Origin of the sequence: Salmonirosea aquatica (genome assembly GCF_009296315.1) — a bacterium.
GTDB lineage: Bacteria > Bacteroidota > Bacteroidia > Cytophagales > Spirosomataceae > Salmonirosea > Salmonirosea aquatica.
This window is the reverse complement of the sequence record NZ_WHLY01000002.1, coordinates 1,522,522-1,545,105: the sequence shown is the minus strand read 5'-3', so window position 1 is coordinate 1,545,105 and position 22,584 is coordinate 1,522,522. Positions and strand designations below refer to the sequence as shown.

The window sequence follows — 22,584 nt, the reverse complement described above, 5'->3', positions numbered from 1 at the left end:
TTGTTTTGTTCAAATCATGGCATCGAGCCGGTAGGTTTTTGCCGCAACGGGTGGGGTACCTGTCCCACAAAACTTCTTACGGCTGATGTACCGTCCCGGCTAAATTTATTAACTTTCCCGCCAAAGAATCGAAATCAAACCCATCATGGCCTCGGCGCGTCAACTTTATCAGCAGCTCACCCGGCGGATCACCGTATATCCGCCCAAAGAAACCCAGGCAATCGCCTTCATGCTTTTGGAGCATTACCTGCGCTTGCGCAACGTGGATGTGCTCGTCGACCGCCCTATTTCCGATGCACAGGTGCAGCCCGATTGGGATGAAATTGTGAACCGTCTCAACCACAACGAACCCATTCAACACATTATCGGCTCCACTGAGTTTTGCGGACTTACGTTCCAGGTGTCGGCCTCAGTGCTGATTCCGCGCCCCGAAACCGAAGAGTTGGTACAGTTGGTCACGCGCGACTACGCCGAACCTGAAGACAAACCTTCGATCCTGGACATCGGTACCGGCAGCGGCTGTATTGCTATTGTGCTGGCCCGCTTCCTTCCCCACGCTACTGTTCATGCCTGGGACGTGAGCGATGAGGCACTTTCGGTGGCGCGCGAAAATGCCCGTCAGCTCATGGCCGATGTGCACTTCGATAAGCAGGACATGCTGAATGTCAGCTTTCCCCTACCCGATGCACCGCAGCAATTTGACTGCCTGGTGAGCAATCCACCCTACGTGACGTACTCGGAGGCCGATCACATGCGCCCCAACGTACTGCGTTTCGAACCGCACGAAGCCCTGTTTGTAGAAGACAGCGATCCTCTGCTTTTCTACAAGGCCATTGCTGATTTTGGCCGACACCACCTCAAGGCGGGCGGGCGCTGCTACGTGGAAATCAACGAGCACTTCGGGCCGGAAACGCAGCGCGTCTTTGAAGAAAGAGGCTACAAGAACGTAGAAATATTGCGCGACATCCACGGCAAAAATCGTTTTGTACGGGCCGTGGGGGAATAATGTCGGCGGGGTACCTGGCGGTGGTAAAAGGTAGGAATGAGTAATTGACATAACTTACCGCCATTCGCGCAGACGATCATTTAATCATTCACTCATTGGATCAATGTATCTACCCAAAATAAAAGAACTGCTCGATGAAATGGGCAAAGTGGTTGTGGGGCAGGAAAAACTCCTCAACCGTTTGCTCATCAGTCTGTTTACGGGAGGCCACGTGCTACTCGAAGGCGTTCCCGGTTTGGCCAAAACCCTGACCATCAACATCCTGTCCAGGGTACTTGATCTGAACTTTCAACGGATCCAGTTCACCCCCGACCTGCTGCCCGCCGACCTGATCGGGACCATGATCTATAAACCCAAAATCGGCGACTACGAAGTAAAGAAGGGGCCTATATTCGCCAATATCGTGCTGGCCGACGAGGTGAACCGCTCACCCGCCAAGGTGCAGTCGGCCCTGCTGGAAGCCATGCAGGAAAAGCAGGTCACGATTGGGAACGATACCTACCCGCTCGACCGCCCTTTCCTGGTGCTGGCTACCCAGAATCCGGTGGAGCAAGAGGGTACCTACCCCTTGCCAGAAGCCCAGCTCGACCGCTTTATGATGAAAGTTTACGTGGATTATCTGTCCAAACCCGAAGAATTGGAGGTTATGCGCCGCATGGCTGATCTCAACTTCGACTATCGGGTAAACCCGGTCATGACTAAGGACGATATTTTCGCGATCCGCAATGAGGTCAATAAGGTCAATATTTCGGATACACTGGAACGCTATATCATCGAACTTGTGTTTGCCACCCGCCGTCCCCTGGACTATAGCCTGCGCGACGAAGCCCGCTACATTCAGTTTGGTGTTTCGCCCCGTGCCACCATCTATCTCAACTTAGCTGCCAAAGCACTGGCCTACCTTGAAGGCCGCGACTACGTACTGCCCGAAGACATCAAGGAGCTGGCTCCCGACATCATGAACCACCGCATTCTGCTCAACTATGAAGCCGAAGCCGATGGTGTACGCACGAGCACTATCATTGATTCTATTTTGAGGAAAGTAGCGATAGGAGGGTAATTTTGAAGGCGTTATTGAGTGAATGTAGGAATACTGTGAAAAATCGAGGACGCCTTACTTCTCAAAAACTCACTTATATGGCGTGATGATGTACCAGTTCCCTAAAATGGCTTAATGAATGAATAATATCAATCACTCCATCAACCATTCCTAAATGAATTCAAGGTACCGGGTCTATGCCGCTACCGCCCCAGGGATGGCAGCGGGCGAAGCGTTTGAGGCCCATCCACCCCCCCGGATTGTTCCATGTTTGTTCACTGCCTCGATCATATACTGTGAGCAGGTAGGGGTATACCGGCAAGCATTGGGTAGGTAGGGTGAAATAATGCCCTGATAGGCTTTAACCAGGATGATAAGTAGCTTTTTCATAGGGCCTTATAATTCATACTGTATAGCCTCTACCTACGTATGGTTGAAAATCTTAACTTTGCCAACTTTATCAGATATGCCACTCATGCTTACCTACATTACCTGGAACGTCAGTCCCGACCTTTTTACGATTCCTGAATTTCTGGGCTTCGGCCCCTTTACTATCCGCTGGTACGGACTGCTGTTCGCGGCCGGATTCCTGTTCGGACAGCAAATCATGACCTACATTTTCAAGAAAGAGCACAAACCCCTCGAAGACATCGACACGCTTACGCTGGTCATGGTGGCTTCCACGGTGCTGGGGGCTCGTCTGGGCCATTTTCTCTTTTATGAGCCTCAGGTGTTCCTCACCAATCCACTGGAAATCATTCTGCCCCCTACGCCGGTCTGGCCAGTCATGGGGCATTGATAGGAATCCTGTTCGGACTTTGGCTGTATACCCGTAAACGCCAGTCCACCGGCCAAACGTTCCTGTGGCTCACCGACCGCATGGTAATCGTAGTGGCGCTGGGGGGGGCCTTTATCCGTTTTGGTAATCTCATGAACTCCGAAATTGTAGGTACCATCACTGACAAACCCTGGGCGTTCATTTTCATGCAAAACATGGAGTACAGCCAGTATCCGCGCCATCCGGCCCAGTTGTACGAGTCGATTACCTGCCTGATTCTGTGCTTTATACTTTTTGCATTATGGAATAAACACAAGGCAGCCACACCGCGTGGGATGCTGCTGGGCATTGCGTTGATCTGGATATTCACCTTGCGGTTCCTGTATGAATTTGTGAAAGAGAACCAGGTTTCCTTTGAGGATAACCTTCCCCTAAACATGGGCCAGTTTCTGAGCATACCCGCCGTGTTGTTGGGAATTTACCTTGTGGTTCGTTCGCGCCGTCCCGAGCAGCTTCCAAAGCCGCACTCGACCCCGGTGTAAGCTACTCACCCAAAACCGCCAACCGACCGGGGAGCACTACCGTTCACTAGAATTGAGGAAGTTGGATGTCGTTTTAGTAAATAAAGCTTTAAATTGCCTTTGAATCCTAAAACAAACCCTTCTGAATAGTATGAAAAGGAATTTATTAGTGGGTGGCTTACTGGTTCTGGCCTTGTGGGGTTGTGGTGGAAAGGAAGAAGAGCAGGAAAAGGAAGAACCCAAAAACGCTATGGAGGCTATTCAACAGATGGCCGACAAAGCTAAGGAGATGCAGGAAAAAGGTCCCGTTGATCCGGTGGACTTTCGGAGCCTGAAAGAATTGCTACCCTCCGAGGCTGCCGGGCTAGACCGTACCGAAGCCACTGGCGAAAAGAATGGGGCTATGGGATTCAGTATTTCCCAGGCACAGGGCAAATATGAAAAAGACGATTCCAGAATTGAAGTAGACATCGTGGATACCGGTGGTGTGGGCGGCATGGCCATGATGGGCATGGCGGCCTGGGCCATGGCCGAGGTGGATAAGGAAACCGCCAGTGGCTACGAAAAAACCACCCGCATCAACGGCATGAAAGCCTACGAGAAATACGATAATGACGGGAAGGACGGTGAAATAAATGTAATTGTGGCCGACCGTTTCGTCGTAAACGTGAAAGGCCGCAATGTGACGATGGATCAAATCAAAGATACACTGGACGACCTGGATCTGGACAAGTTGGCCAAATTGGAATAACATCGGAGTCCGTACTGTACACACACCAGTGTTGGTGGATAATGATGTTGAAAAGGGAGCCTAAGCGCTCCCTTTTTCAGTTATTCGTACAGCAGGTTGCGGTTTATTTGGTTAGGGAGTGGAGCCACCGAACTGATTTTGATGGCAGCTATCCGACCACCCGCACGGGTACATTGTGCGGGCGGGTACCCGTCGAGGTAAGCCGAGAGAAATCCGGCCCAATAGGCATCGCCCGCTCCTGTGGCGTCTAGGACTTCAACGGGCTCAACGGCTACGTGTACCTTATGTCGGCCGCCCTCCCATGAAATCAGGCTACCTCTGGCTCCCAGGGTATAGCATACCAAGCGGGCTCCTTTTCCGTGTAAAAAGTCCAATACCTGCTCGGGCGTTACGGCGGAGCCAAAAATCCGCTCGGCATCATCGTCGCTCAGTTTAACCAGCGCGTCCTGTATGTACTTCCCGATAACTTCAAGAGCCTCATGGCGGTCGGGCCAGATGGAGGGGGCGTAGTTGGCATCCAGACTGAGCAGAGCTCCCGACTGCCGGGCCCGGCGGGCGGCGTCCAAGAGGCTCGATCGGGCGGGCTCGCGGCTCAGGCCAAAACAGGTAGTGTGAAAAATCGCCGATTCATTTAGCAGGGAATTAGGGAAATGGTCGGGTTGCAATTGGTAGTCAGCGGCGCGGTACGCGATGAAATCGGGGGTACCCTGAGTACGCGATACTAGTACCAGACTGGTCGGTTGGCCGGGGTCGATCGCCACGTATTCGGTATTTACACCCGTGGGATATATCGCCTGTAGGAGGTACTTTCCCAGAGAATCGGCGCCCACACAGGCAACCAGTGCCGACTTGTGCCCCAGCCGGGCCAGGTTAGCCGCCAAGTTGGCCGGGCTTCCTCCCTGCACGCGTCTGAACGTACCCGTAGTGAGTAGGTCGGAGGCAAAGTCTTCCCCAATCAGGTCGGCTAAAAACTCTCCGGCTGCGACCAAGGCGTATTTTTTTGAATAACCCATATTTTATCAGAACTAATCGGAAGCGCAGTCCAAAGGGGTATCTCCGGTCTGCGGGCGGACGCAATTTCGCATTTTGCCCGTTATATTCTTTACTTTTGAATTTTAAAAAGACCGTTAAGCATTCTCTGGTACAATCGGCCTTTTATGTGGATCTGGCACCTACTTCCGTTTTACTTTTTACTCATGAATTCCGACTCGTTTGAAATAAGGCTTTCTGAAAATGTGTGGTACACACTGCCCCAAACCCATTTCCGCCAGGCTACCGACGGTACGATCCTGCCGCAGGAAACGATCGTGCGGGTGAAGCGGAGTGACGACAGCCTGACTGTGGCGTTTGAATGCCGAGAAGACCCCTACTGGCAACAAACTACTCACACCGAGCATAATGCCAGTTTGTGGGAGCAGGAAGTGTTCGAAGTGTTCATTTCCGCGGGTGCAGGTACTCCTTCTCGCTACCTGGAGCTGGAATTGAATCCCCGTAATGCGCTGTTTGTGGGCTGGATCGACAATCCCACCGGTGAGGGCGACGCCAACACGCTCACCATGGTACCCTACGAAGAGGCGGGCATCACGCACCACATCACTGGCACTACGGCCAATTCGTGGCGGGGTGAACTGCGGATACCCCTGGCGCTGATCAACAGCGGGCAGCCGGAGGGTACCCTACCCACGCTGTACCGAATCAATTTTTATCGGATCATTCTCCTTACCGCCCAGAACGACCCCCGGTGGACCTGCAACCCAGGCAATGCATCTTTCGGGTGCTGGAGCCCTACCCTGAGTGGCAAATCACCCCGTTTTCATCGACCCGAACGCTTCGGCACGCTTATTTTTCAGTAAAGTCAGATTCACGCCCTGCTTCTGTAAAACCAGTTTGCTCCGCTACCCGTACATTGACGGTAGAATTTCGGGAGAAATTGAAATACCTTCGCGGATTGTGACTGGTAATATTGGTTTTTCACCGACAACTTTACAGCTTTTTTACGTTGTAGAGGGATAATTAAGGCTACAATAGACTAAATGCTTCATCATTATCGGATTATTATTGTGCTTTTAGCCCAATGGCTGATGGTGGCAGGCAGTGGGTACGCCCAGGTATCTGAGCCATTTGCAGCGGATAGCACGCATATACAGAAGAACGATACTCTCTACAAAGACACGGTTGCGGCCAGTGATACGGTGACGATTGGCAACATAAGCATTGAAGGCAATTACCGTACGCTCACGCCGATCATCCTGCGCGAGATGGCCATAAAGGTAGGTGATACTCTACCCGAACATGATCTGGAACGACGCTTGGAGATCGACCGCCGCAAAATCGTCAACACCAACCTCTTTATTACCGTAGATATGCAGCATTTTGTGGACCCGCAGGATTCTACGCAGGTCGATGTGCGCATTTTGGTCAAAGAAAGGCTGTACTTTGTGATTCTCCCGGTTTTTGAATTGGCCGACCGCAATTTTAATGAGTGGTGGTACGAACGCAACCACGACTTCCGCCGTACTACGTATGGCCTGTTCATGAGCTACCTGAATCTCACGGGACGGGCCGACCGCCTGACGCTCTCGGCGGTGTTTGGTTTTGTGCCCCGGTACGATATTCTGTATTCGGTACCTTACATCGATCGGCAGATGAAAACCGGCATAACATCGGGAATTTCCTACACAACCAACAAAACGCTGCCTTACCGGACCTGGAAAGACAAACTGGATTATTTTAACAGTGAAAATCTGAATCGGGAAAGACTGATTATTTATACTACCCTGCGCCGCCGTAACAAGTTTTACGACAATCACCTGTTGGATATGCGCTGGGTTTCCATGCAGCTTTCCGATACCCTAACCCGGCTGAATCCTAATTACCTGCTCGATGGACGTAAAACCCAGAACTTCTTTCAATTTACGTACAGCTACAGCTACGACCGCCGCGACAATGTCCAGTACCCCCTGCGGGGTTACCGATATGGTGGGCAGGTGAGCAAGCTAGGCCTGTTACCTTTCGACGACCTGAATCAGGGGTACCTTTACGGGTGGTACAACCGCTACCTGCCGCTTGGCAAGAAGTGGTTTTTCAACACCGGACTGACGGCCCGGCTATCCATGCCGACCCGACAACCCTATGCGCAAACCCTGGGCCTAGGATTCAGGCGCGATCTGGTGCGGGGCTATGAACTGTACGTAATTGACGGACAGCATTATTTTCTTTCGAGCAATGAGCTAAAATACAAGTTGTTCAGTTTTCAGAAGACATTTCCCTGGATTCCCGTCCGTCAGTTGAATACCATCCCCATGACGGCCTACCTCAATTCATTTGCCGATCTGGGCTATGTGCGCAACTACTATCCCGAACTCAGCAACACGCGCCTGGGCAACAAGCTGATCGCCGGGGCCGGGGTAGGGCTGGATGTGGTTACGTTTTACAACCTGATCATTCGCTTCAACTACACCATCAACGGATTAGGCCAGGATCGGTTCTTTTTCCAGGTAGGTCGCTCTTTATAAGCCGCTCGTATTCCTTTTCAAGCCAGAATGGTTAATTTTGCGCGAATCACCACCTTTTCACATCCTTATGAAGTATTCTACCTCCCTGCGCTATCTGCTGTGGGTATGCCTGCTGGGCGCAATTACGACAGGTTGCCGCACCAAAACAACTACCGATGAAGAAGCGACGGCTCCTACCGATTCGGCGGTAATACACGATCCTGCTTCCAGCGCTATCAACAGCAATCAGTCCGAACTCTTCAATACCATCGTAGGTACCTCAGACGAAGGTGTTATCCGGGGCATTGCCTTTGGCGATCCGGTCAGTAAAGTGAAGGCAACCGAATCCTTTGAAATGTTCGAAGATTCGTTGCGGCACGTAGGTTTTACCTTCGAAACCGACCAACTGGAGACCATCGACGTGCTGTACTACTTTACACCCACGGGGCGGACCATCAATAAAATCACCGTCGATATTTATCTTAACAGCGAAACTGCTACCCGGCAACTATGGAGTTCGGCTGAAAAGCGCTTTACTGAGAAATATGGTACCCCCCTGGAAGCCAAACCGCGCCGGATTGTCTGGCAGAAGAATCCCGTCAAGACCAGCATGGAGGAAGTGTCGGAAGGAAAAGATTACGGTCTGAAACTGGTATTTGAACCTACGGACAAGGCCATGCTGGCCAGTAAGTGAAAGAGGTAGGTGTGCGGCATTTGACTCGGTAAGCTTGAAAGCCGGGGTCCAGGTAGGAAAATTTGATCTCGAAAGTTGACCAATTGTTTGAAGCGGAACTTTGCTATGAAGAAACATTGTGTTTTGGCGTTGCTGATTATGCTGGTAATCACACTGGCTACGTCGGTACAAGCGCAGAAAAAAAAGAAAAAAGACTACCTCGTGACGATTACGACCGAGGCAGGTCCCATGCGACTCGTTCTATTCGATGAGACACCCCTGCACAAAGCCAACTTTATTAAGCTGGCGCAGGAAAAATTCTACGACGGTCTGCTGTTTCATCGCGTCATCGACGCTTTTATGATCCAGGGCGGAGATCCTGATTCGCGCAATGCCAAGCCCAAAGAACCCCTGGGTAACGGGAGTGTGGGTTATAAAATCCCGGCGGAAATCAGACCCGAGCTGTTTCATCAGAAGGGAGCCTTGGGAGCGGCCCGCGACAACAACCCCCAAAAGGAATCGAGCGGGTGCCAATTTTATATCGTGCAAGGCCGCCCCCTGACGGGCCCCGACCTGGACCGGCAACTGGCACGCGTGGTAGGTAAGGATGGTACCCCCCGCAAACCTACCGAAGCCCAGAAAAAGACATATGAAACCCTAGGAGGTACCCCGCACCTGGATGGGGGCTACACGGTGTTCGGGCAAGTAATTGACGGACTGGCCGTTATCGATTCTATCGCAGCAAAGCCCCGCGATGCGCGCGACCGACCTTTGAAAGACGTTCCGATGAAGGTATCGGTGGAGCAGATGAAGAAGAAAAAGATTACCAAGAAGTATGGGTACTCATTCGAGTGATTTTCTCAAAAGAAGCTGACAGCTCTTCGATTCGACGGCCGGGGCGCTGAATACGGTCCGCCTCCTACCACTTTTCACCTTTTATAACTCCTCGTTTTGAATAAAAAGCGCATTCTTATTACCGGTTCTAATGGCTTACTGGGCCAGAAACTCGTTGAGTTATTAATTCAAAAGCCGGGCATTCAGCTCATCGCCACCGCCCGGGGCGACAATCGCCTGCCGTTTGTCGAAGGCTACGAGTATTATCCGCTGGACATCACGGAGGCAGCACAAGTCCGTGAGGTGCTGGAATTGACCCGACCCGACGTAGTGATTCATACCGCTGCCATGACCAATGTGGATCAGTGCGAGAGTGAGAAGGAGGCTTGCTGGGCCCAAAATGTCAAGGCTGTGGAGTACCTGGTGGAGGCTTGCCGGGAACAGGATACGTTCCTGTTACACCTTTCTACCGATTTTATTTTCGACGGCGCCGAAGGTCCCTACGACGAAGAGGCCGAGGCCAATCCGTTAAGCTTTTATGGCTGGAGCAAATACGCCGCCGAGAAGGTACTGATCAACTCCGGAGCGTTTGCTGCCCCCATCCGCTGGGCCATTGCCCGCACGGTGCTGGTGTACGGCATAGCGCATGACATGAGCCGCAGCAACATCATTTTGTGGGTAAAGAAATCGCTGGAGGAAGCCAAAAATATCAACGTCGTGACCGACCAGTGGCGCACACCTACCCTGGCCGAGGATTTGGCCGTGGGATGCTACCTGATCGCGGAAAAAGAAGCCGAAGGGGTTTTTAATATTTCGGGCAAAGACCTGCTGACGCCTTACGAAATGGCGATAATGACGGCCGATTATTTCGGGCTGGACCAATCTCTCATCGCCGAAGCTGACTCAACCACCTTCACCCAACCCGCTAAACGCCCTGCCCGTACGGGATTTATTCTGGACAAGCCCCGCAAAACGCTAGGGTACGAACCACACAGTTTCCGGGAAGGTATCGAGATTCTGGCCGGGCAGATTGGGGGGTAGGTAGGATAAAGATTGTCTAAAAGTGATAAAGTACCTGCCCCTGTAATCCCAGCTGGTAGTTTTTATAGGTCATAACTTTTCGGTAGGGTAGGTAATATAAAAAGGTAGGTTGAACACTCAGATCGAAATGCTCATTCAGTCGATAATCGGCACCCGCCGCCAGTATGGGGTGAAACCGGATTTTGTCAATCATGTTTTTGCTTCCCTTGCTTCCTTCAAAAATCGTGGTGGAATATAGCGTTGTGAGAGTTCCCGCAGTAAAATAAGGTGACAGCCGATTGACGGAACTTCGAAAATTAATCAGGAGGGTACCTGTAGGCTGCGAGTCTTAGTAGCCAATGTCTGTACCTGAATGTCCAGGTGTAGTGTGTTCAGGTCGGGATCGGTTGTCACAGTGGGTTTTCTATAATTGACCTGGTTCAGCCAAAGACCCGTGGCTACCGACAGTCGCTTGAAAAATCCGTAGTTGGCCAGTACACCCACCATGTAGCCATATCCATTCACCTTGGAATGAAAATCAACGGGTACTGCGGAGCCATTTTCGCCCGGAAGATTCGCTGTTAATTCCGTATTGGCATACTGGAAGGTAGGTGCTGCATTGATTGACACCGATAATTTGCTCTGCGCCAAAACGGGATTTAGCAAGGTAAAACAACCTATCGCCAAGGTACAGAGTAAGTTTTTCATAGTGAGTAACATTTATTATATTGTATTTTTTTTATAAATTTAAGAAAAATACAAACTCATCAACTCATAATCTATTGGGCTATGAAAAACTCCACTTACGCCGTTTTGTTCAGCCTTATCTTTTTCTCGATCGCCTGTAAACAGGAAAAAGACCCCGGTCCCGATTTGACTACTCAACTGGTTGGCCGCTATGAGGCTCAATACCAAATCGTCACCCCTGGTGGCACACTACTGGAAGGAGGCCCTTCCCAGGCTTCTACCGTGGAAATCCGACGTAAGAATAACAACACCATCAATGTACTGATAGCTATTAACGATGGAATTGTACAGGAAAACAATCGTTACGATGCCAAGGTCAGCCTTCGAGATTCAGAGAATGATTACTCAAGCAAAAAGGGTCGAATAAGTAGTTTTAAAGTAACGACAGAGAATGCCAACAGTTCTTTGAATGTATACGATAATGGTGATGTCAATGGAGGCTTCGTTTATGGTAATGCTAAGGGTCAAACGGTAAGCATTAGCTGGTTTTAGCCGGACCAACGGTTGTGTTATTATTTTCCCAAAAACAAAAAAGGCCAGCTATTATTCAAAATAGCTGGCTTTTTTGATTGTGAAAACACTTACCGAGCCGAATAATTCGGTGCTTCCTTTTGAATCATAATATCATGCGGGTGACTTTCGCGCACGCCCGCGCTGGTGATTTTTACAAATTGTGCTTCCTGCAAAGCCGGGATGTCGCCCGCGCCGCAATAGCCCATTCCTGCCTTCACACCCCCCACGATCTGGTACAGGATTTCGGATACTTTCCCCTTGAAAGGTACCCTGCCTACGATGCCTTCAGGTACCAGTTTCTTCACATCGTCCTCGGCGTCCTGAAAGTAACGGTCTTTAGAACCGTCCTCCATCGCCTCCACTGAACCCATGCCCCGGTAGGCTTTGAACTTGCGTCCTTCGTAGATCACGATTTCGCCCGGCGCCTCGTCGGTACCAGCCAACATGGAGCCGATCATCACTGTGCTGGCGCCACCAGCCAGCGCTTTGGTTACGTCGCCCGAGTAGCGGATACCGCCGTCGGCGATGACGGGGATGCCGGTGCCTTTTAAAGCTTCAGCTGCCTCGATAACGGCCGACAGCTGAGGTACCCCAATACCGGCAATGATTCGGGTGGTGCAGATACTACCCGGTCCCACGCCTACCTTCACAGCATCCACGCCCGCTTCGGCCAGCGCCTTAGCTGCTGCGCCCGTGGCGATGTTGCCGGCGATCACCTGCAAATCGGGAAATTTCTGTTTAATGGATTTGGCCGCTTCAATCACACCCCGCGAGTGGCCATGGGCGGTATCGAGACTTACCACATCCACTCCTGCTTTCAGTAAGGCCTCCACGCGTTGGATCAAATCCGGCGTGACGCCTACCGCCGCGCCTACCCGCAGGCGACCGTACTCGTCTTTACAGGCATTGGGGTGCGATTTCCGCTTCAGAATATCTTTGTAAGTGATAAGGCCCGTGAGGCGATAATCTTTATCCACAATGGGCAGCTTTTCGATCTTGTACTCCTGTAGGATAGACTCGGCGTCGTCCAGTGAAAGGCCTTCCGATGCTGTAATGAGGTTTTCACGGGTCATAATCTCCGTAACCGGGCGACTCATGTCGCGTTGGAAGCGGAGGTCGCGGTTGGTAAGTATTCCAACCAGTTTGCGGTTCTTGTCTACTACCGGAATCCCCCCGATCTTGAATTCACCCATGATTTGCTGGGCATCGCCCAGGTTGGCTTCCTCGCGGAGGGTAATGGGATCGAGAATCATGCCGCTCTCGGAGCGCTTAACCTTTCGCACCTGCTCGGCCTGGGCTTCCAGGCTCATGTTTTTGTGAATCATGCCGATGCCGCCCTCCTGCGCCATAGCGATGGCGAGTTCGTATTCCGTGACGGTGTCCATGGCCGCCGAAATGAGGGGAATATTGAGCCGGATGTTGCGGGTAAGCTGGGTTACGGTGCTGGTGTCGCGCGGAAGTACCTCCGAATAGGCAGGTAATAGCAGAACGTCGTCGTAGGTGAGTGCCTCGTAGAGGACTTTGGCTGGGTAGTTGCTCATTGCAAATAAACGGTAGTTATTTGCGGGGCAAAATTAGAAATAACTTGTCAGATGGCAAAGGCTTTTGTTGTTTATGCAAATAATAAATTATCAGCCTGTACCATCTGTTACACGCTTTTGCTCAGCCGACAATCACCCGTACCTTTTTGATTCGCTTTTTGTCGGCCGACTGTACCTTGAAGGTAAGATCCCGGTAGGCTACCTGCTCGCCCGTGCGGGGAAGTTGCGAAAATAATTCGAGCAACAGGCCGCCCAGCGATTCACTTGCCCGGCGCACGTCCTCAAAATAGTCTGATTCCAGACTCAGGATTTTGCAGAAATCATTGAGGAGTACCTTCCCCTCAAAAATGTAGGTTTTGTCATCCACCTGCGTATAATTCACCTCCTCGGCTTCGTCGTATTCATCGTTGATATCGCCGAATATCTCCTCGATGATGTCTTCCAGCGTGATCAGCCCATTGGTACCTCCATACTCGTCTACCACAATGGCCATGTGCACCCGGCGGTTTTGAAATTCCTGCATCAGATCGTCGAGCCGTTTGCTTTCGGGGATAAAATAAGCCTTTCGCAGAAGCTTCTGCCAGGCGAAGTGCTCATCGCGGTGTAAGTGCGGCAATAGGTCTTTAACATAGAGAATTCCCTCGACGGAATCGAGCGTATCATCGTACACCGGAATCCGGGAATAGCCCGATTTATTGATCTTATCCATCAACTCGTGAAAATCCAGTTCAATGTCTACCGCGGTAATGTTCAGGCGTGGCTGCATGGTTTGGCGGGCGGTCGTTTGGCCGAAGGTAGCCAGTCCGCGCAGCAGATCACGCTCTTCTTCATTTTCAGAATCACTTTCATTTTGCTCAGACCTACCTTTGGCCTCATCAGGCAGCAGAACCCGCCATTTGGTACCAATGGAAGAAAAGACATTCCCCGTGCGGGTCAGAAAAGCCGCTGCTGGTTTTATGAGTGGTGTGGCTTTCCGGGTAAAAGCCAGAGCGTTATGACCTGCATAGTAGCGTACCAGGGCATCTACCCAGAGCCATATCACCAGAGCCAGCACCGGCACCCAGGTATAGGCATTAAGTTCTGGATCTTGCGTTATCTTCCAGGCCAGGTGCGCTGCCAGCAAAAAAGCCAGTAAGGTACTGCCGCGCTGAAAAAGGGATAAAGTAAGTTTTTGGGGAGCACTCAGCATTAATGGTTCGGCTGCACTACGCCGCTCCCACGGGCTTTCGGTGATGGAGATGACCCCATACGCTGCCCGAAGAGCGGAAAGTAACAGGGAAATGAGCAACAACACCCCCAGCAGGATGAACTCTGAAAAGAAAGACTGGCTGGCTACCAGTATGGGTAACTGGGCGATCGGGAGCACATTGCGGAACCGTGGATTGTAGTGCACAAACGGCTCTGGCTCCCGGCACGTTCGGGAAGGATCGTCTTTGTCTGATTTTTCTTTCACGGAATTCTCCAAAGGTGACGGTATAGGGTTTGGGGGAAAGGGTAGGCTGGTGCGAGAGTATGAAATTGTACTTTATTTTCTTTGCGTCAAAATACGGATTAACTGCAATCTTTCTACTGGTTATACAATTTTTTGGTACTTTGATAAAAAACAGAGTCTCAGCCCTACGGCGAGACTCCTGCAAAAAAGTATACTAGAAAGGTAAATCGTCATCGTCGGCGCTGGAGGCCATGGCGGGAGGTACGGGATCGGACGCTCGGGGCGCTGCCTCGCGCGTAGGCTGAGGAGTCGGCCTGGAGGCCGCCGTCGAAGGCTGATCGTTTTCGCCGCTCCCGCCCGTGTTGGAACCACCGAGCAGGGTCATGCTGTTGGCCCGGATTGTGATGCCTGTCCGCTGCTGCCCTTCCTTATCAGTCCAGTTTTCGCTGCGGATGCGGCCCTCGATATAGACAGAATTGCCCTTACGTAGGTATTTCTCGGCGATTTGAGCCAGCCGGTCCCACAGTTCGATGCGATGCCACTCGGTTTGCTCCACGCGCTCGCCGCTCTTGTTGGTATAGGACTCCGAGGTAGCTATGTTGAAACGAGCCACGGTAGATCCGCCCTCAAGGTACCTTACTTCAGGATCACTACCCAGGTTTCCGATCAGAATTACTTTGTTTACACTGCCTGCCATGATAAGTGGTTAAATGGAAAAGTTAAAAATGAATGTCGTGTTATCCGAAAAACTGGAATTCCCGGGCAGAAAAGCGCTTTATCCGCTATTCGCTTTAAGCCCTTTACCCATACATCTACTAAGCAATAAATTTAATTAAAAACTTGCTCTTTTATAAATGTATCGATCAAAATGGGCTTGGGTAAATCGTCGATTTCAGACCATTGATAAAATGAAAAACCTTCCGGTAGTTCATTCTCATCGGCGGCTTCATCCAATACGATGCGCCAAAACCGCACGTGCAGTTTTTGATGACTCAGTAAATGTACATAGGTTTTTTGGGGAAGTTCCACCCGTCCTGCTGCCAACCAGTCGGCAGCAGCCGTTTCTTGAGCGTACAACTCATCTGCCTCATCAATAGGTTCAGGGCTTTCTACCAGAAAAAAATCATAGAGTCCCTGCCAGACATCCTTGGCAGTACGCTGCCGCATGGCCAGTCGTCCGTTTTTTTCCAGAACCAAATAACTCAGGTACCGGTCGCGCACTTTCGCTTTCCTGGCTTTTACGGGCAATCGGGCTTGTGCCCCGTGTTGGAAGGCATAACAATGCTGATTAAAAGGGCACAGGAGGCAATCCGGTGCGACAGGCTGGCATTGGATGGCCCCGAACTCGATCATGGCCTGATTGAAAGTGGCGGGGTCATCGGCCGGGATCAATTGACGGGCTACTGCCGTAAATTCCTTCTTAGCCGGACTACTCAGAATATCGGTCTTGATTCCGAAAATTCGGGCCAGGACCCGGTAAACGTTCCCATCAACCGCCGGAACCGCTTCTCCAAACGCAAAGGAAGCAATGGCAGCCGCCGTGTACTGTCCTATGCCTTTCAATTCCAATAGTTGCGCGTAAGTAGGCGGAAAGTTGCCGCCATACTCGTCGACAACCTGCCGGGCGGTGCGGTGCATATTGCGAGCGCGTGAGTAGTATCCCAATCCCTGCCAGAGGCGGAGTACCTCCTGCTCGTCGGCTCGGGCCAGGTCAAAAACGGTGGGATATTGCTCTACAAACCGCAGGTAATAGGGGAGTCCCTGCACCACGCGGGTCTGTTGCAGGATGATTTCGGACAACCATATTTTGTACGGATCAGTGGTATGCCTCCAGGGCAGATCGCGGTGGTGACGGTGGTACCATCGGATAAGCGTACGGCTAAAATCGGTGGGTGAAAGGACAGTGTTTATAGGCATCTAAAACTTTTACTGGCTGTTTTTTAATGGATTATAAAAAAAAGGACGCAACATGACTTTTAAGTTTTAGTAAAATTACGCTACCTTTGTACTCCCAAAATTCAGAGCGGGAATATTGTAAATAAAACAATATACACTTTAAAGTACATAAGCACAGTGACTAAGGCAGACGTAATCGCACAGATTTCTGAGAAAACAGGTGTTGAAAAGGCTGATGTTCAGCAGACTCTCGAAACTTTCTTCACCGTAGTGAAAGACTCCCTCGCCGATGGTGAGAATCTTTATGTGAGAGGATTTGGTAGCTTCATTAACAAGAAGCGGGCCCGCAAAGTTGCCCGGAACATTTCCAAGGGCGAATCTATGATTATTGACGAACATTTTGTTCCCAGCTTCAAACCCGCCAAGGTGTTTGTTGAACAAGTGAAGACGAGCGATAGCTTGAAATCCGTGGTTGAGAAGTAAGCCTTTTGATAGGTCGCAATTCTGTAAATCGAATGAAAAGGACACTCGTACTGGTATCCATTCTGGCCATTGCTCTGGTGGGTACTTTGTACAGTCTGCCCAAAATCGTGGTGAACACCAAAGATCAGGGCGTAGTCAGTGAACAAAATACGGGAGAGGAAGCGGGTGGAAAGGAATTGGAAGGAAGCGGGGCTGCGGCCACCAGTCATTCCAATGAAACACTGACCGCCGAGCAGCAGCAGGCTATCGATCCGTTGCGGAATGCCTACCAACAGGCCACAGCGGACGGAAAAGCAGCAGCAGCCATTAAGCTCTCGGATGTTTTTGGACAGTACCAGAAGTTTGACAGCGCTGCCTATTACGCCGATCAGGCGGCCCGTTTAAGTCCGGTGGTCGAAAATTACCTTCGGGCGGGCGACCGGTACTATGAAGCCTACGGTTTCGCTACCGATGAAGCCAAAGCCCGGATGCTGGGTGAGAAAACGCGGACGTATTACCAGAAAGCCCTGGATCAGAATCCAGAGCTGCTGGCAGCCAAAGCCAATATGGCGATGACGTACGTTAACACGCCCTCGCCTATGCAGGGAATCATGCTGCTGCGGGAAGTACTAGAGGCAGATCCAACCAACGAACTGGCGCTGTTCAACCTGGGGATTCTTTCGATGCGTTCCAATCAGTATAGCAAAGCGGTGGAGCGTTTCCAGCAGATTTTGCAGAGTCACCCTACCAATACCAAGGCTCAGTTTTATCTGGGTGTGTGCCTGGTGGAACTGGGACGCACCGAAGAGGCCGCCAAGGTACTGGCCGATGTGAAGCAAAAAGAAAAAGATCCCGTGATTCAGGACGCAATCAGCGAACTGGAGAAGCGGATAAATAATTAATTCTGAAAGATAGACCGGGCAGTTGCGCTTCGGCGTACCGGCCCGTTAGTGAATGACAGAACAGTTTGGTCTTTGTTCATTAATCTATTGTTCATCCATTCATTCCATCATTTTAACATTCAAAACTATGCCTTGCGGAAAGAAAAGAAAACGTCATAAGATTGCCACTCACAAAAGAAAGAAGCGTCTGCGGAAAAACAGACATAAGAAGAAGTAAATGAAAGGTTAGACCAGATGAAGTTCTTATCCGGTCTAACCTTTCTGTTTTCTTACCCCTTTCTTTGTACTTCTAGCAATGCATTGCCGGGACCTCCCGGCTTTCGTGTAGAGGTTGAGTTTCAATCCGTAAAGACCATGTATTTGGTTAGACATTGAGTAACGAATTAGTCATCAATTCTACTCAAAAGGGAGAACGTATAGCCCTTTTGCAGGATAAGCGCCTTCTTGAATATCACGTAGAAGAGCCGGATCATAGTTTTACCGTTGGGGATATCTACCTGGGTACGGTAAAAAAACTGGTTTCCGGCCTGAATGCCGCGTTCGTAGACGTAGGATACGAGAAGGACGCCTTTTTACACTACCTGGATTTAGGCCCCAACATCAACTCGCTGAATAAATTCACGAAGGATGTCATCGCTAAACGGGCCAATTCCGGTAAGATCAGTAGTTTTAAGATGGAGCCCGAAATTGAAAAGCAGGGCAAAATCGACAAGGTCCTTGACCGCAATCAGCCCATCCTGGTGCAGATTGTCAAAGAACCTATTTCCACCAAAGGACCTCGCCTCTCGTGCGACATTTCCATCGCCGGCCGCTACATTGTTCTGGTACCTTTTTCAAACTCTGTCAACTTATCCAAAAAAATAACCGATCGGCAGGAACGCAACCGGCTGCAACGCCTGATGTCGTCTATCAAGCCGAATAACTTCGGGATTATTGTGCGCACTGTAGCGCAGGGACACGACGTAGAGGAACTGGACAAGGACCTGCAAACCTGTGTGGAGAAGTGGGAGAATGGCATCAAAGCTCTCCGCGACGCCAAACCGCGCGACCGGGTAATCGGCGAAATGAATCGTGCCTCGTCCATCATCCGGGACATGCTGAACGAATCGTTCGACAGCATTACGGTGGACTCCAAGGATGTGTATGAGGATATTAAGCACTACATCCGTACCATCGCACCCGACAAGGAAAACATCCTACGGCTGCATAATGGCAAGAATAAGGTGTTCGAGCAGTTCGGTCTGGAAAAGCAAATCAAATCGCTCTTTGGCCGTTCGGTAAGCCTGCCGGGTGGGGGGTACCTCATCATCGAACACACCGAAGCCCTGCACGTGATCGATGTCAACAGCGGCAACAAATCCAACAGTCAGGAGGATCAGGAAGCGACGGCGCTCAGCGTGAACGCCGAAGCGGCCAAAGAAATCGCCCGTCAACTTCGTTTGCGCGATATGGGCGGGATCATTGTGGTGGACTTCATTGACATGAAGAAAGCCGAGAATAAGAAGAAAATCTACGAGGTGATGCGGGAGGAAATGAAACCCGAACGCTCCAAGTACACGGTACTTCCCCTCTCCAAGTTTGGCCTGATGCAAATCACCCGGCAGCGCGTGCGCCCCGAGATGAACATCGTGACCCGCGAAACCTGCCCTACCTGCGGTGGTACGGGTACCATTCAGGCGAGTATTCTGGTAACGGATACCATCCTGAGCAATCTCGACTACATGTTGACCAAGCAGAACGAAAGCAATATCAGTATTTCGCTGCATCCATTCCTGTATGCCTATTTCACCAAGGGGCTTATTTCACAGCAAGTGAAATGGTTGTTTCAATACAAAACATGGGTAAATCTGATTAAGGATTCGTCGTTGGGCGTCGTGGAATTCACTTTCCACAACAAGGATGGCGAAGTGATCGAGGTCAATTCCAATTAGAAAGCCATAAGGTGATGGCTTGTCATGCTTTCGGAATTACACAGTTATTTTCCTGAAATACTTCATAGCTTCCCCCAAAACCGCATGGTTGATTGGGGGAAGCTCTTTTTTTTCGACTCCAAATTCCAATAACCGCTCTGTGGGCATATTCCCGACCAGATCGTCCTGCGCCATTGGGCAGCCTCCGTACCCCAGCAGGGCACCGTCGAAGCGGCGGCAGCCGGCAGCGTAGGCAGCTTCGACTTTCTCGTACCAATCGACTGGTGTGGTATGAAAATGCGCTCCAAATTCCAGTTCGGGCCGGGAAAAAATAAGTTCGGTAAACAAAGGATTTATAACTTCGGGACGGGCCAGGCCGACCGTATCCGATAGGGAAAAAATCCCGATGCCCAGTCCGGCTAACTCTTCTACCCAATGCCGCGCAAGTTCGGGACTCCACGGATCGCCATACGGGTTGCCAAATCCCATGGAAATATAAATCACAAGTTTCTTATCGTACTTCTCACAGAGCGTCTGCATGAACTTCACCCGCTCCACCGACTCCGCAATACCCGCGTTGGTATTGCGAAGCTGGAAGGTTTCAGAAATGGAAAAGGGGTACCCCAGATAGGCTATTTCATCAAATTCACAGGCTTGCTGCGCCCCCCGTTCATTGGCCACGATAGCCAGAAGTTTTGTGTTTGTCTGAGAAAGGTCCAGCCCGGCCAGGACGGCGGCCGTATCGCCGACCTGCGGCATGGCCTTGGGCGACACAAAACTACCGAAGTCCAACGTATCGAAACCTACCTTTAGCAGGAGATTAAGGTACCTTGTTTTCTGTTCCGTGGGGATGAAAGGATGGTGCCCCTGCCAGGCATCGCGCGGGCATTCAATGAGTTTGAGCATGGTGGTTCAATTAGGCGGTATCGCCCTGTACTAAGTACGTAGGCTCTCTTTGCAAACGCAAACCCGCTGAAAAACAATTCCTGACCTTTTAGTGGAACATGAAGGTACCCCTTTAAAAAGTATAAAATGGACAGAAGGGCACTTTTTGGTATAGTACGGACTTCACGATCTAGGAGAAAAGGGAAAGTACCCTAGGAAAAACCTGGATTGGAGAATAGTCGTTTTTTGCTGTTAAACCCGAAACACATTCCCTTGGAACCACGTCCTGTAAGTTTGTCCCGAACCACCCTTACTGAATTGATGATACCGTCTTACGCTAACTTTGGCGGAAAAATCCATGGCGGCATCCTGCTGTCGCTCATGGACAAGGTAGCCTACGCCTGCGCGTCCCGCCACGCGGGTACCTACTGCGTCACGGTATCGGTGGATGGTGTGAATTTTCTGCAACCCGTCGAGGTAGGTGACCTGGTATCGCTGCACGCATCGGTCAATTTTGTGGGCCGTACCTCGCTGGATGTAGGTATCCGGGCTGTGTCCGAGAATGTCCGCACGGGCTTGCAGAAGCATACCAACACTTCGTACTTTACTATGGTAGCCAAAGACGATGCACATGAACCCACGCTGGTACCCCCCTTGCTGCTCGAGAACCGCGAAGACGCCCGACGGTTTCTGGAAGCAGTCAAACGGCGTGAATTGAAAGAAAATTACAGACATGCCTTTGATAATGAAAAAAATCGAATAGCTTTGGACGACGAGTTGAACAGATTGCGTGATTACCGTTGTGTGGTGGGCTGGTAACTTCATTTAACCTTAAAAACCCCAGGATGGGGAAACCAATACCCATAATGCCTGGAATTGGGTTTTAAAGAAATTGGCACGTTTTTCACTAAATTAGAATCAAATTTTTTTGCTCGTTTAATTCTTTTATCAACCTCTCAAATTTCATGTGTCCTATGAAAAAACTTAGTACAATTTACCTCCTTGGAGCCCTGGTAACCCTCAGTAGCTGCGCGCGTGAGTACCCCGTTTTCAATCAAATGCCCAGGAACGCTTACATCGGGCAGCCGAATCGGTCAGAGGTAAAAGCACAAGCCCCGGCGGAGGTGGCCGTGGTTACGCCTGCCGCCCCGAATGCAACCGAAGTGGAGAGTGTACCTGTATCGGAAGTAATTGCAGAAGGCCGGGTGTCTGAAGTACTGGAGAAAAATACCCCCAAGCAAATCGATGAGCAACTTGAGAGCGCCCTGGCTACTACGCAAGGACAAAAGCTGATGGCCAAGCCCGCCATTGCGGCCCAAATCAATAAGGTGCGCGCCATGATGGCCAAACCTGAGATGCAGAACGCTACGCCGTCGGATGTGCAGGTAACCAAAGCCAGCAAACTGATTGACAAATCTGTCAAGAAGAGCATGGAACCAGCTGCCGCCAAAGCCCTCAACCGTAACCTGAAACTGGGTCTTATTCTGGTCGGGGTAGGTATCATTCTGAGCGTTATTCCCGGAGTATGGTACCTGGGTGGTATCGTAGGCCTGATCGGGGTAATCTTCATCATCATAGGACTACTGGAAATGTAGCAACAAAAGAAAGTTTCGAATGAACTTATAAAGTGGGCGCCAATCTGGAACAATCGTTTCGGATTGGCGTTTTTTCATAAAAACCAACGTATGTTTTCCTTGTTGATTCCGCTGTCCCTGATTCTGACTATGCATGAACCCGTGCAGGCAAGCCTTTCGATAGAAATTACCAATGTACGCTCATCAGGGGGTACCCTGCGGGTGGCACTTTACAAACCCGGTGCAAAATTTGGGAAGAGCCAACCTGATTTTTACAAGAACACGCCTGTGAAACAGTCGGGAAAGATCGTAGTGGACTTTGAGGTGCCGCCCGGCCGCTATGCGGTTGCCGTATATCATGATCTTAACGACAACAACAAACTCGATAAAAATCTGGTAGGGTACCCCAAGGAGCCCTTTGGTTTCAGTAACAACTATCGACCCGTCGTATCAGGACCCGACTTTCAGGATTGTGCCTTTGAGCTTACGAACCAGGGAAAGTCAATTTCCATCAAACTCATTGATTGAAAATCGGAATACGTTTTTTTTCGGGATTCTTTGGTAAAGTGTGTAGCTTTGACTGCCGCGCCTCATTAATACCAAATA

General features: G+C 50.6%; 23 protein-coding genes and 2 pseudogenes. 16 read left to right on the top strand and 9 right to left on the bottom strand.

Features of this window, described 5'->3' with window-relative positions; genetic code table 11:
- Window positions 1-145 precede the first annotated feature (145 nt).
- Together prmC and GBK04_RS07520 are read left to right on the top strand one after the other, a co-directional pair.
- The gene (gene prmC / locus GBK04_RS07525) at window positions 146-1,006 is read left to right on the top strand and encodes a peptide chain release factor N(5)-glutamine methyltransferase (RefSeq protein WP_152758280.1); all 861 of its coding nucleotides are present in this window, start codon (window positions 146-148) and stop codon (window positions 1,004-1,006) included.
- Between the two features lie 103 nt (window positions 1,007-1,109).
- Complete coding sequence (locus GBK04_RS07520) at window positions 1,110-2,066, top strand: AAA family ATPase (protein WP_152758278.1); 957 nt, start codon at window positions 1,110-1,112, stop codon at window positions 2,064-2,066.
- A gap of 160 nt (window positions 2,067-2,226) precedes the next feature.
- On the opposite strand, the pseudogene yidD reads toward GBK04_RS07520, so the two are convergent.
- Window positions 2,227-2,435: pseudogene (gene yidD / locus GBK04_RS07515) on the bottom strand (membrane protein insertion efficiency factor YidD).
- A gap of 85 nt (window positions 2,436-2,520) precedes the next feature.
- Here yidD and lgt point away from each other — a divergent pair.
- A pseudogene (gene lgt / locus GBK04_RS07510) lies at window positions 2,521-3,365 on the top strand (prolipoprotein diacylglyceryl transferase).
- Between the two features lie 130 nt (window positions 3,366-3,495).
- On the top strand, window positions 3,496-4,095 hold the full coding sequence (locus GBK04_RS07505) for a hypothetical protein (RefSeq protein WP_152758276.1): 600 nt from the start codon (window positions 3,496-3,498) through the stop codon (window positions 4,093-4,095).
- 80 nt (window positions 4,096-4,175) lie between these two features.
- Here GBK04_RS07505 and GBK04_RS07500 read toward each other — a convergent pair whose 3' ends face one another.
- Entirely contained in the window at window positions 4,176-5,108 is a 933-nt protein-coding gene (locus GBK04_RS07500; RefSeq protein ID WP_152758274.1) for a carbohydrate kinase family protein, read from the bottom strand.
- Between the two features lie 183 nt (window positions 5,109-5,291).
- Here GBK04_RS07500 and GBK04_RS07495 point away from each other — a divergent pair, with 183 nt between their 5' ends.
- The 5 genes from GBK04_RS07495 (at window position 5,292) to GBK04_RS07475 (ending at window position 10,137) form a co-directional block, all read left to right on the top strand.
- Window positions 5,292-5,948: a carbohydrate-binding family 9-like protein gene (locus GBK04_RS07495; RefSeq protein WP_373330796.1), complete on the top strand. Its 657-nt coding sequence runs from the start codon at window positions 5,292-5,294 to the stop codon at window positions 5,946-5,948.
- A gap of 180 nt (window positions 5,949-6,128) precedes the next feature.
- On the top strand, window positions 6,129-7,610 hold the full coding sequence (locus GBK04_RS07490) for a BamA/TamA family outer membrane protein (RefSeq protein ID WP_373330795.1): 1,482 nt from the start codon (window positions 6,129-6,131) through the stop codon (window positions 7,608-7,610).
- 67 nt (window positions 7,611-7,677) lie between these two features.
- Entirely contained in the window at window positions 7,678-8,283 is a 606-nt protein-coding gene (locus GBK04_RS07485; protein ID WP_152758270.1) for a hypothetical protein, read from the top strand.
- A gap of 105 nt (window positions 8,284-8,388) precedes the next feature.
- Window positions 8,389-9,117 carry a peptidylprolyl isomerase gene (locus GBK04_RS07480; protein WP_152758268.1) on the top strand — a complete coding sequence of 243 codons (729 nt, stop codon included), beginning with the start codon at window positions 8,389-8,391 and terminating at the stop codon, window positions 9,115-9,117.
- 96 nt (window positions 9,118-9,213) lie between these two features.
- A complete protein-coding gene (locus tag GBK04_RS07475) occupies window positions 9,214-10,137 on the top strand; it encodes an SDR family oxidoreductase (protein ID WP_152758266.1) in 924 nt (307 codons plus the stop codon).
- A gap of 16 nt (window positions 10,138-10,153) precedes the next feature.
- Here the strand turns inward: GBK04_RS07475 and GBK04_RS30420 are convergent, their stop codons facing one another.
- Together GBK04_RS30420 and GBK04_RS07470 are read right to left on the bottom strand one after the other, a co-directional pair.
- Window positions 10,154-10,330, bottom strand: coding sequence for a hypothetical protein (locus GBK04_RS30420; RefSeq protein WP_373330794.1), 177 nt, complete (start codon window positions 10,328-10,330; stop codon window positions 10,154-10,156).
- A gap of 107 nt (window positions 10,331-10,437) precedes the next feature.
- Window positions 10,438-10,824, bottom strand: coding sequence for a hypothetical protein (locus GBK04_RS07470; RefSeq protein ID WP_152758264.1), 387 nt, complete (start codon window positions 10,822-10,824; stop codon window positions 10,438-10,440).
- An 81-nt stretch (window positions 10,825-10,905) separates the two neighbouring features.
- Between GBK04_RS07470 and GBK04_RS07465 the strand changes: the two genes are divergently transcribed.
- On the top strand, window positions 10,906-11,355 hold the full coding sequence (locus tag GBK04_RS07465) for an FHA domain-containing protein (protein ID WP_152758262.1): 450 nt from the start codon (window positions 10,906-10,908) through the stop codon (window positions 11,353-11,355).
- 89 nt (window positions 11,356-11,444) lie between these two features.
- Here GBK04_RS07465 and guaB read toward each other — a convergent pair whose 3' ends face one another.
- The 4 genes from guaB to mutY all read right to left on the bottom strand — a co-directional run bounded on the left by guaB (window position 11,445) and on the right by mutY (window position 16,266).
- Window positions 11,445-12,917: an IMP dehydrogenase gene (gene guaB, locus GBK04_RS07460; protein ID WP_152758260.1), complete on the bottom strand. Its 1,473-nt coding sequence runs from the start codon at window positions 12,915-12,917 to the stop codon at window positions 11,445-11,447.
- Window positions 12,918-13,038: 121 nt separating this feature from the next.
- The gene (locus GBK04_RS07455) at window positions 13,039-14,370 is read right to left on the bottom strand and encodes a transporter associated domain-containing protein (RefSeq protein WP_373330793.1); all 1,332 of its coding nucleotides are present in this window, start codon (window positions 14,368-14,370) and stop codon (window positions 13,039-13,041) included.
- A 193-nt stretch (window positions 14,371-14,563) separates the two neighbouring features.
- Window positions 14,564-15,046 (bottom strand): single-stranded DNA-binding protein, encoded by a 483-nt coding sequence (locus tag GBK04_RS07450; RefSeq protein WP_152758256.1) that lies wholly within the window; start codon window positions 15,044-15,046, stop codon window positions 14,564-14,566.
- Window positions 15,047-15,177: 131 nt separating this feature from the next.
- Entirely contained in the window at window positions 15,178-16,266 is a 1,089-nt protein-coding gene (mutY, locus tag GBK04_RS07445) for an A/G-specific adenine glycosylase (protein ID WP_152758254.1), read from the bottom strand.
- 129 nt (window positions 16,267-16,395) lie between these two features.
- Here mutY and GBK04_RS07440 point away from each other — a divergent pair, with 129 nt between their 5' ends.
- The 3 genes from GBK04_RS07440 to GBK04_RS07430 all read left to right on the top strand — a co-directional run bounded on the left by GBK04_RS07440 (window position 16,396) and on the right by GBK04_RS07430 (window position 19,540).
- A complete protein-coding gene (locus GBK04_RS07440) occupies window positions 16,396-16,728 on the top strand; it encodes an HU family DNA-binding protein (RefSeq protein WP_373331445.1) in 333 nt (110 codons plus the stop codon).
- Window positions 16,729-16,760: 32 nt separating this feature from the next.
- Entirely contained in the window at window positions 16,761-17,609 is an 849-nt protein-coding gene (locus tag GBK04_RS07435; protein WP_152758252.1) for a tetratricopeptide repeat protein, read from the top strand.
- A 371-nt stretch (window positions 17,610-17,980) separates the two neighbouring features.
- Complete coding sequence (locus tag GBK04_RS07430; protein ID WP_152758250.1) at window positions 17,981-19,540, top strand: Rne/Rng family ribonuclease; 1,560 nt, start codon at window positions 17,981-17,983, stop codon at window positions 19,538-19,540.
- Window positions 19,541-19,576: 36 nt separating this feature from the next.
- Here GBK04_RS07430 and GBK04_RS07425 read toward each other — a convergent pair whose 3' ends face one another.
- Window positions 19,577-20,425: a hydroxymethylglutaryl-CoA lyase-like TIM-barrel protein gene (locus tag GBK04_RS07425; RefSeq protein ID WP_152758248.1), complete on the bottom strand. Its 849-nt coding sequence runs from the start codon at window positions 20,423-20,425 to the stop codon at window positions 19,577-19,579.
- 252 nt (window positions 20,426-20,677) lie between these two features.
- Between GBK04_RS07425 and GBK04_RS07420 the strand changes: the two genes are divergently transcribed.
- The 3 genes from GBK04_RS07420 to GBK04_RS07410 all read left to right on the top strand — a co-directional run bounded on the left by GBK04_RS07420 (window position 20,678) and on the right by GBK04_RS07410 (window position 22,506).
- Window positions 20,678-21,223, top strand: a complete 546-nt coding sequence (locus GBK04_RS07420) for an acyl-CoA thioesterase (protein ID WP_373330792.1) — start codon at window positions 20,678-20,680, stop codon at window positions 21,221-21,223.
- Window positions 21,224-21,378: 155 nt separating this feature from the next.
- Window positions 21,379-21,999 (top strand): hypothetical protein, encoded by a 621-nt coding sequence (locus tag GBK04_RS07415; RefSeq protein ID WP_152758246.1) that lies wholly within the window; start codon window positions 21,379-21,381, stop codon window positions 21,997-21,999.
- Between the two features lie 90 nt (window positions 22,000-22,089).
- The gene (locus tag GBK04_RS07410) at window positions 22,090-22,506 is read left to right on the top strand and encodes a DUF2141 domain-containing protein (RefSeq protein WP_152758244.1); all 417 of its coding nucleotides are present in this window, start codon (window positions 22,090-22,092) and stop codon (window positions 22,504-22,506) included.
- Window positions 22,507-22,584 lie beyond the last annotated feature (78 nt).

Coding starts and splice junctions, on each gene's coding strand:
- GBK04_RS07480 (WP_152758268.1), top strand. CDS start 8,389: ATGAAGAAACATTGTGTTTTGGCGTTGCTGATTATGCTGGTAATCACA.
- guaB (WP_152758260.1), bottom strand. CDS start 12,917: ATGAGCAACTACCCAGCCAAAGTCCTCTACGAGGCACTCACCTACGAC.
- mutY (WP_152758254.1), bottom strand. CDS start 16,266: ATGCCTATAAACACTGTCCTTTCACCCACCGATTTTAGCCGTACGCTT.
- GBK04_RS07450 (WP_152758256.1), bottom strand. CDS start 15,046: ATGGCAGGCAGTGTAAACAAAGTAATTCTGATCGGAAACCTGGGTAGT.
- GBK04_RS07415 (WP_152758246.1), top strand. CDS start 21,379: ATGAAAAAACTTAGTACAATTTACCTCCTTGGAGCCCTGGTAACCCTC.
- GBK04_RS07505 (WP_152758276.1), top strand. CDS start 3,496: ATGAAAAGGAATTTATTAGTGGGTGGCTTACTGGTTCTGGCCTTGTGG.
- GBK04_RS07435 (WP_152758252.1), top strand. CDS start 16,761: ATGAAAAGGACACTCGTACTGGTATCCATTCTGGCCATTGCTCTGGTG.
- GBK04_RS07495 (WP_373330796.1), top strand. CDS start 5,292: ATGAATTCCGACTCGTTTGAAATAAGGCTTTCTGAAAATGTGTGGTAC.
- GBK04_RS07425 (WP_152758248.1), bottom strand. CDS start 20,425: ATGCTCAAACTCATTGAATGCCCGCGCGATGCCTGGCAGGGGCACCAT.
- GBK04_RS07485 (WP_152758270.1), top strand. CDS start 7,678: ATGAAGTATTCTACCTCCCTGCGCTATCTGCTGTGGGTATGCCTGCTG.
- GBK04_RS07520 (WP_152758278.1), top strand. CDS start 1,110: ATGTATCTACCCAAAATAAAAGAACTGCTCGATGAAATGGGCAAAGTG.
- GBK04_RS07465 (WP_152758262.1), top strand. CDS start 10,906: ATGAAAAACTCCACTTACGCCGTTTTGTTCAGCCTTATCTTTTTCTCG.
- prmC (WP_152758280.1), top strand. CDS start 146: ATGGCCTCGGCGCGTCAACTTTATCAGCAGCTCACCCGGCGGATCACC.
- GBK04_RS30420 (WP_373330794.1), bottom strand. CDS start 10,330: ATGATTGACAAAATCCGGTTTCACCCCATACTGGCGGCGGGTGCCGAT.
- GBK04_RS07470 (WP_152758264.1), bottom strand. CDS start 10,824: ATGAAAAACTTACTCTGTACCTTGGCGATAGGTTGTTTTACCTTGCTA.
- GBK04_RS07410 (WP_152758244.1), top strand. CDS start 22,090: ATGTTTTCCTTGTTGATTCCGCTGTCCCTGATTCTGACTATGCATGAA.
- GBK04_RS07490 (WP_373330795.1), top strand. CDS start 6,129: ATGCTTCATCATTATCGGATTATTATTGTGCTTTTAGCCCAATGGCTG.
- GBK04_RS07500 (WP_152758274.1), bottom strand. CDS start 5,108: ATGGGTTATTCAAAAAAATACGCCTTGGTCGCAGCCGGAGAGTTTTTA.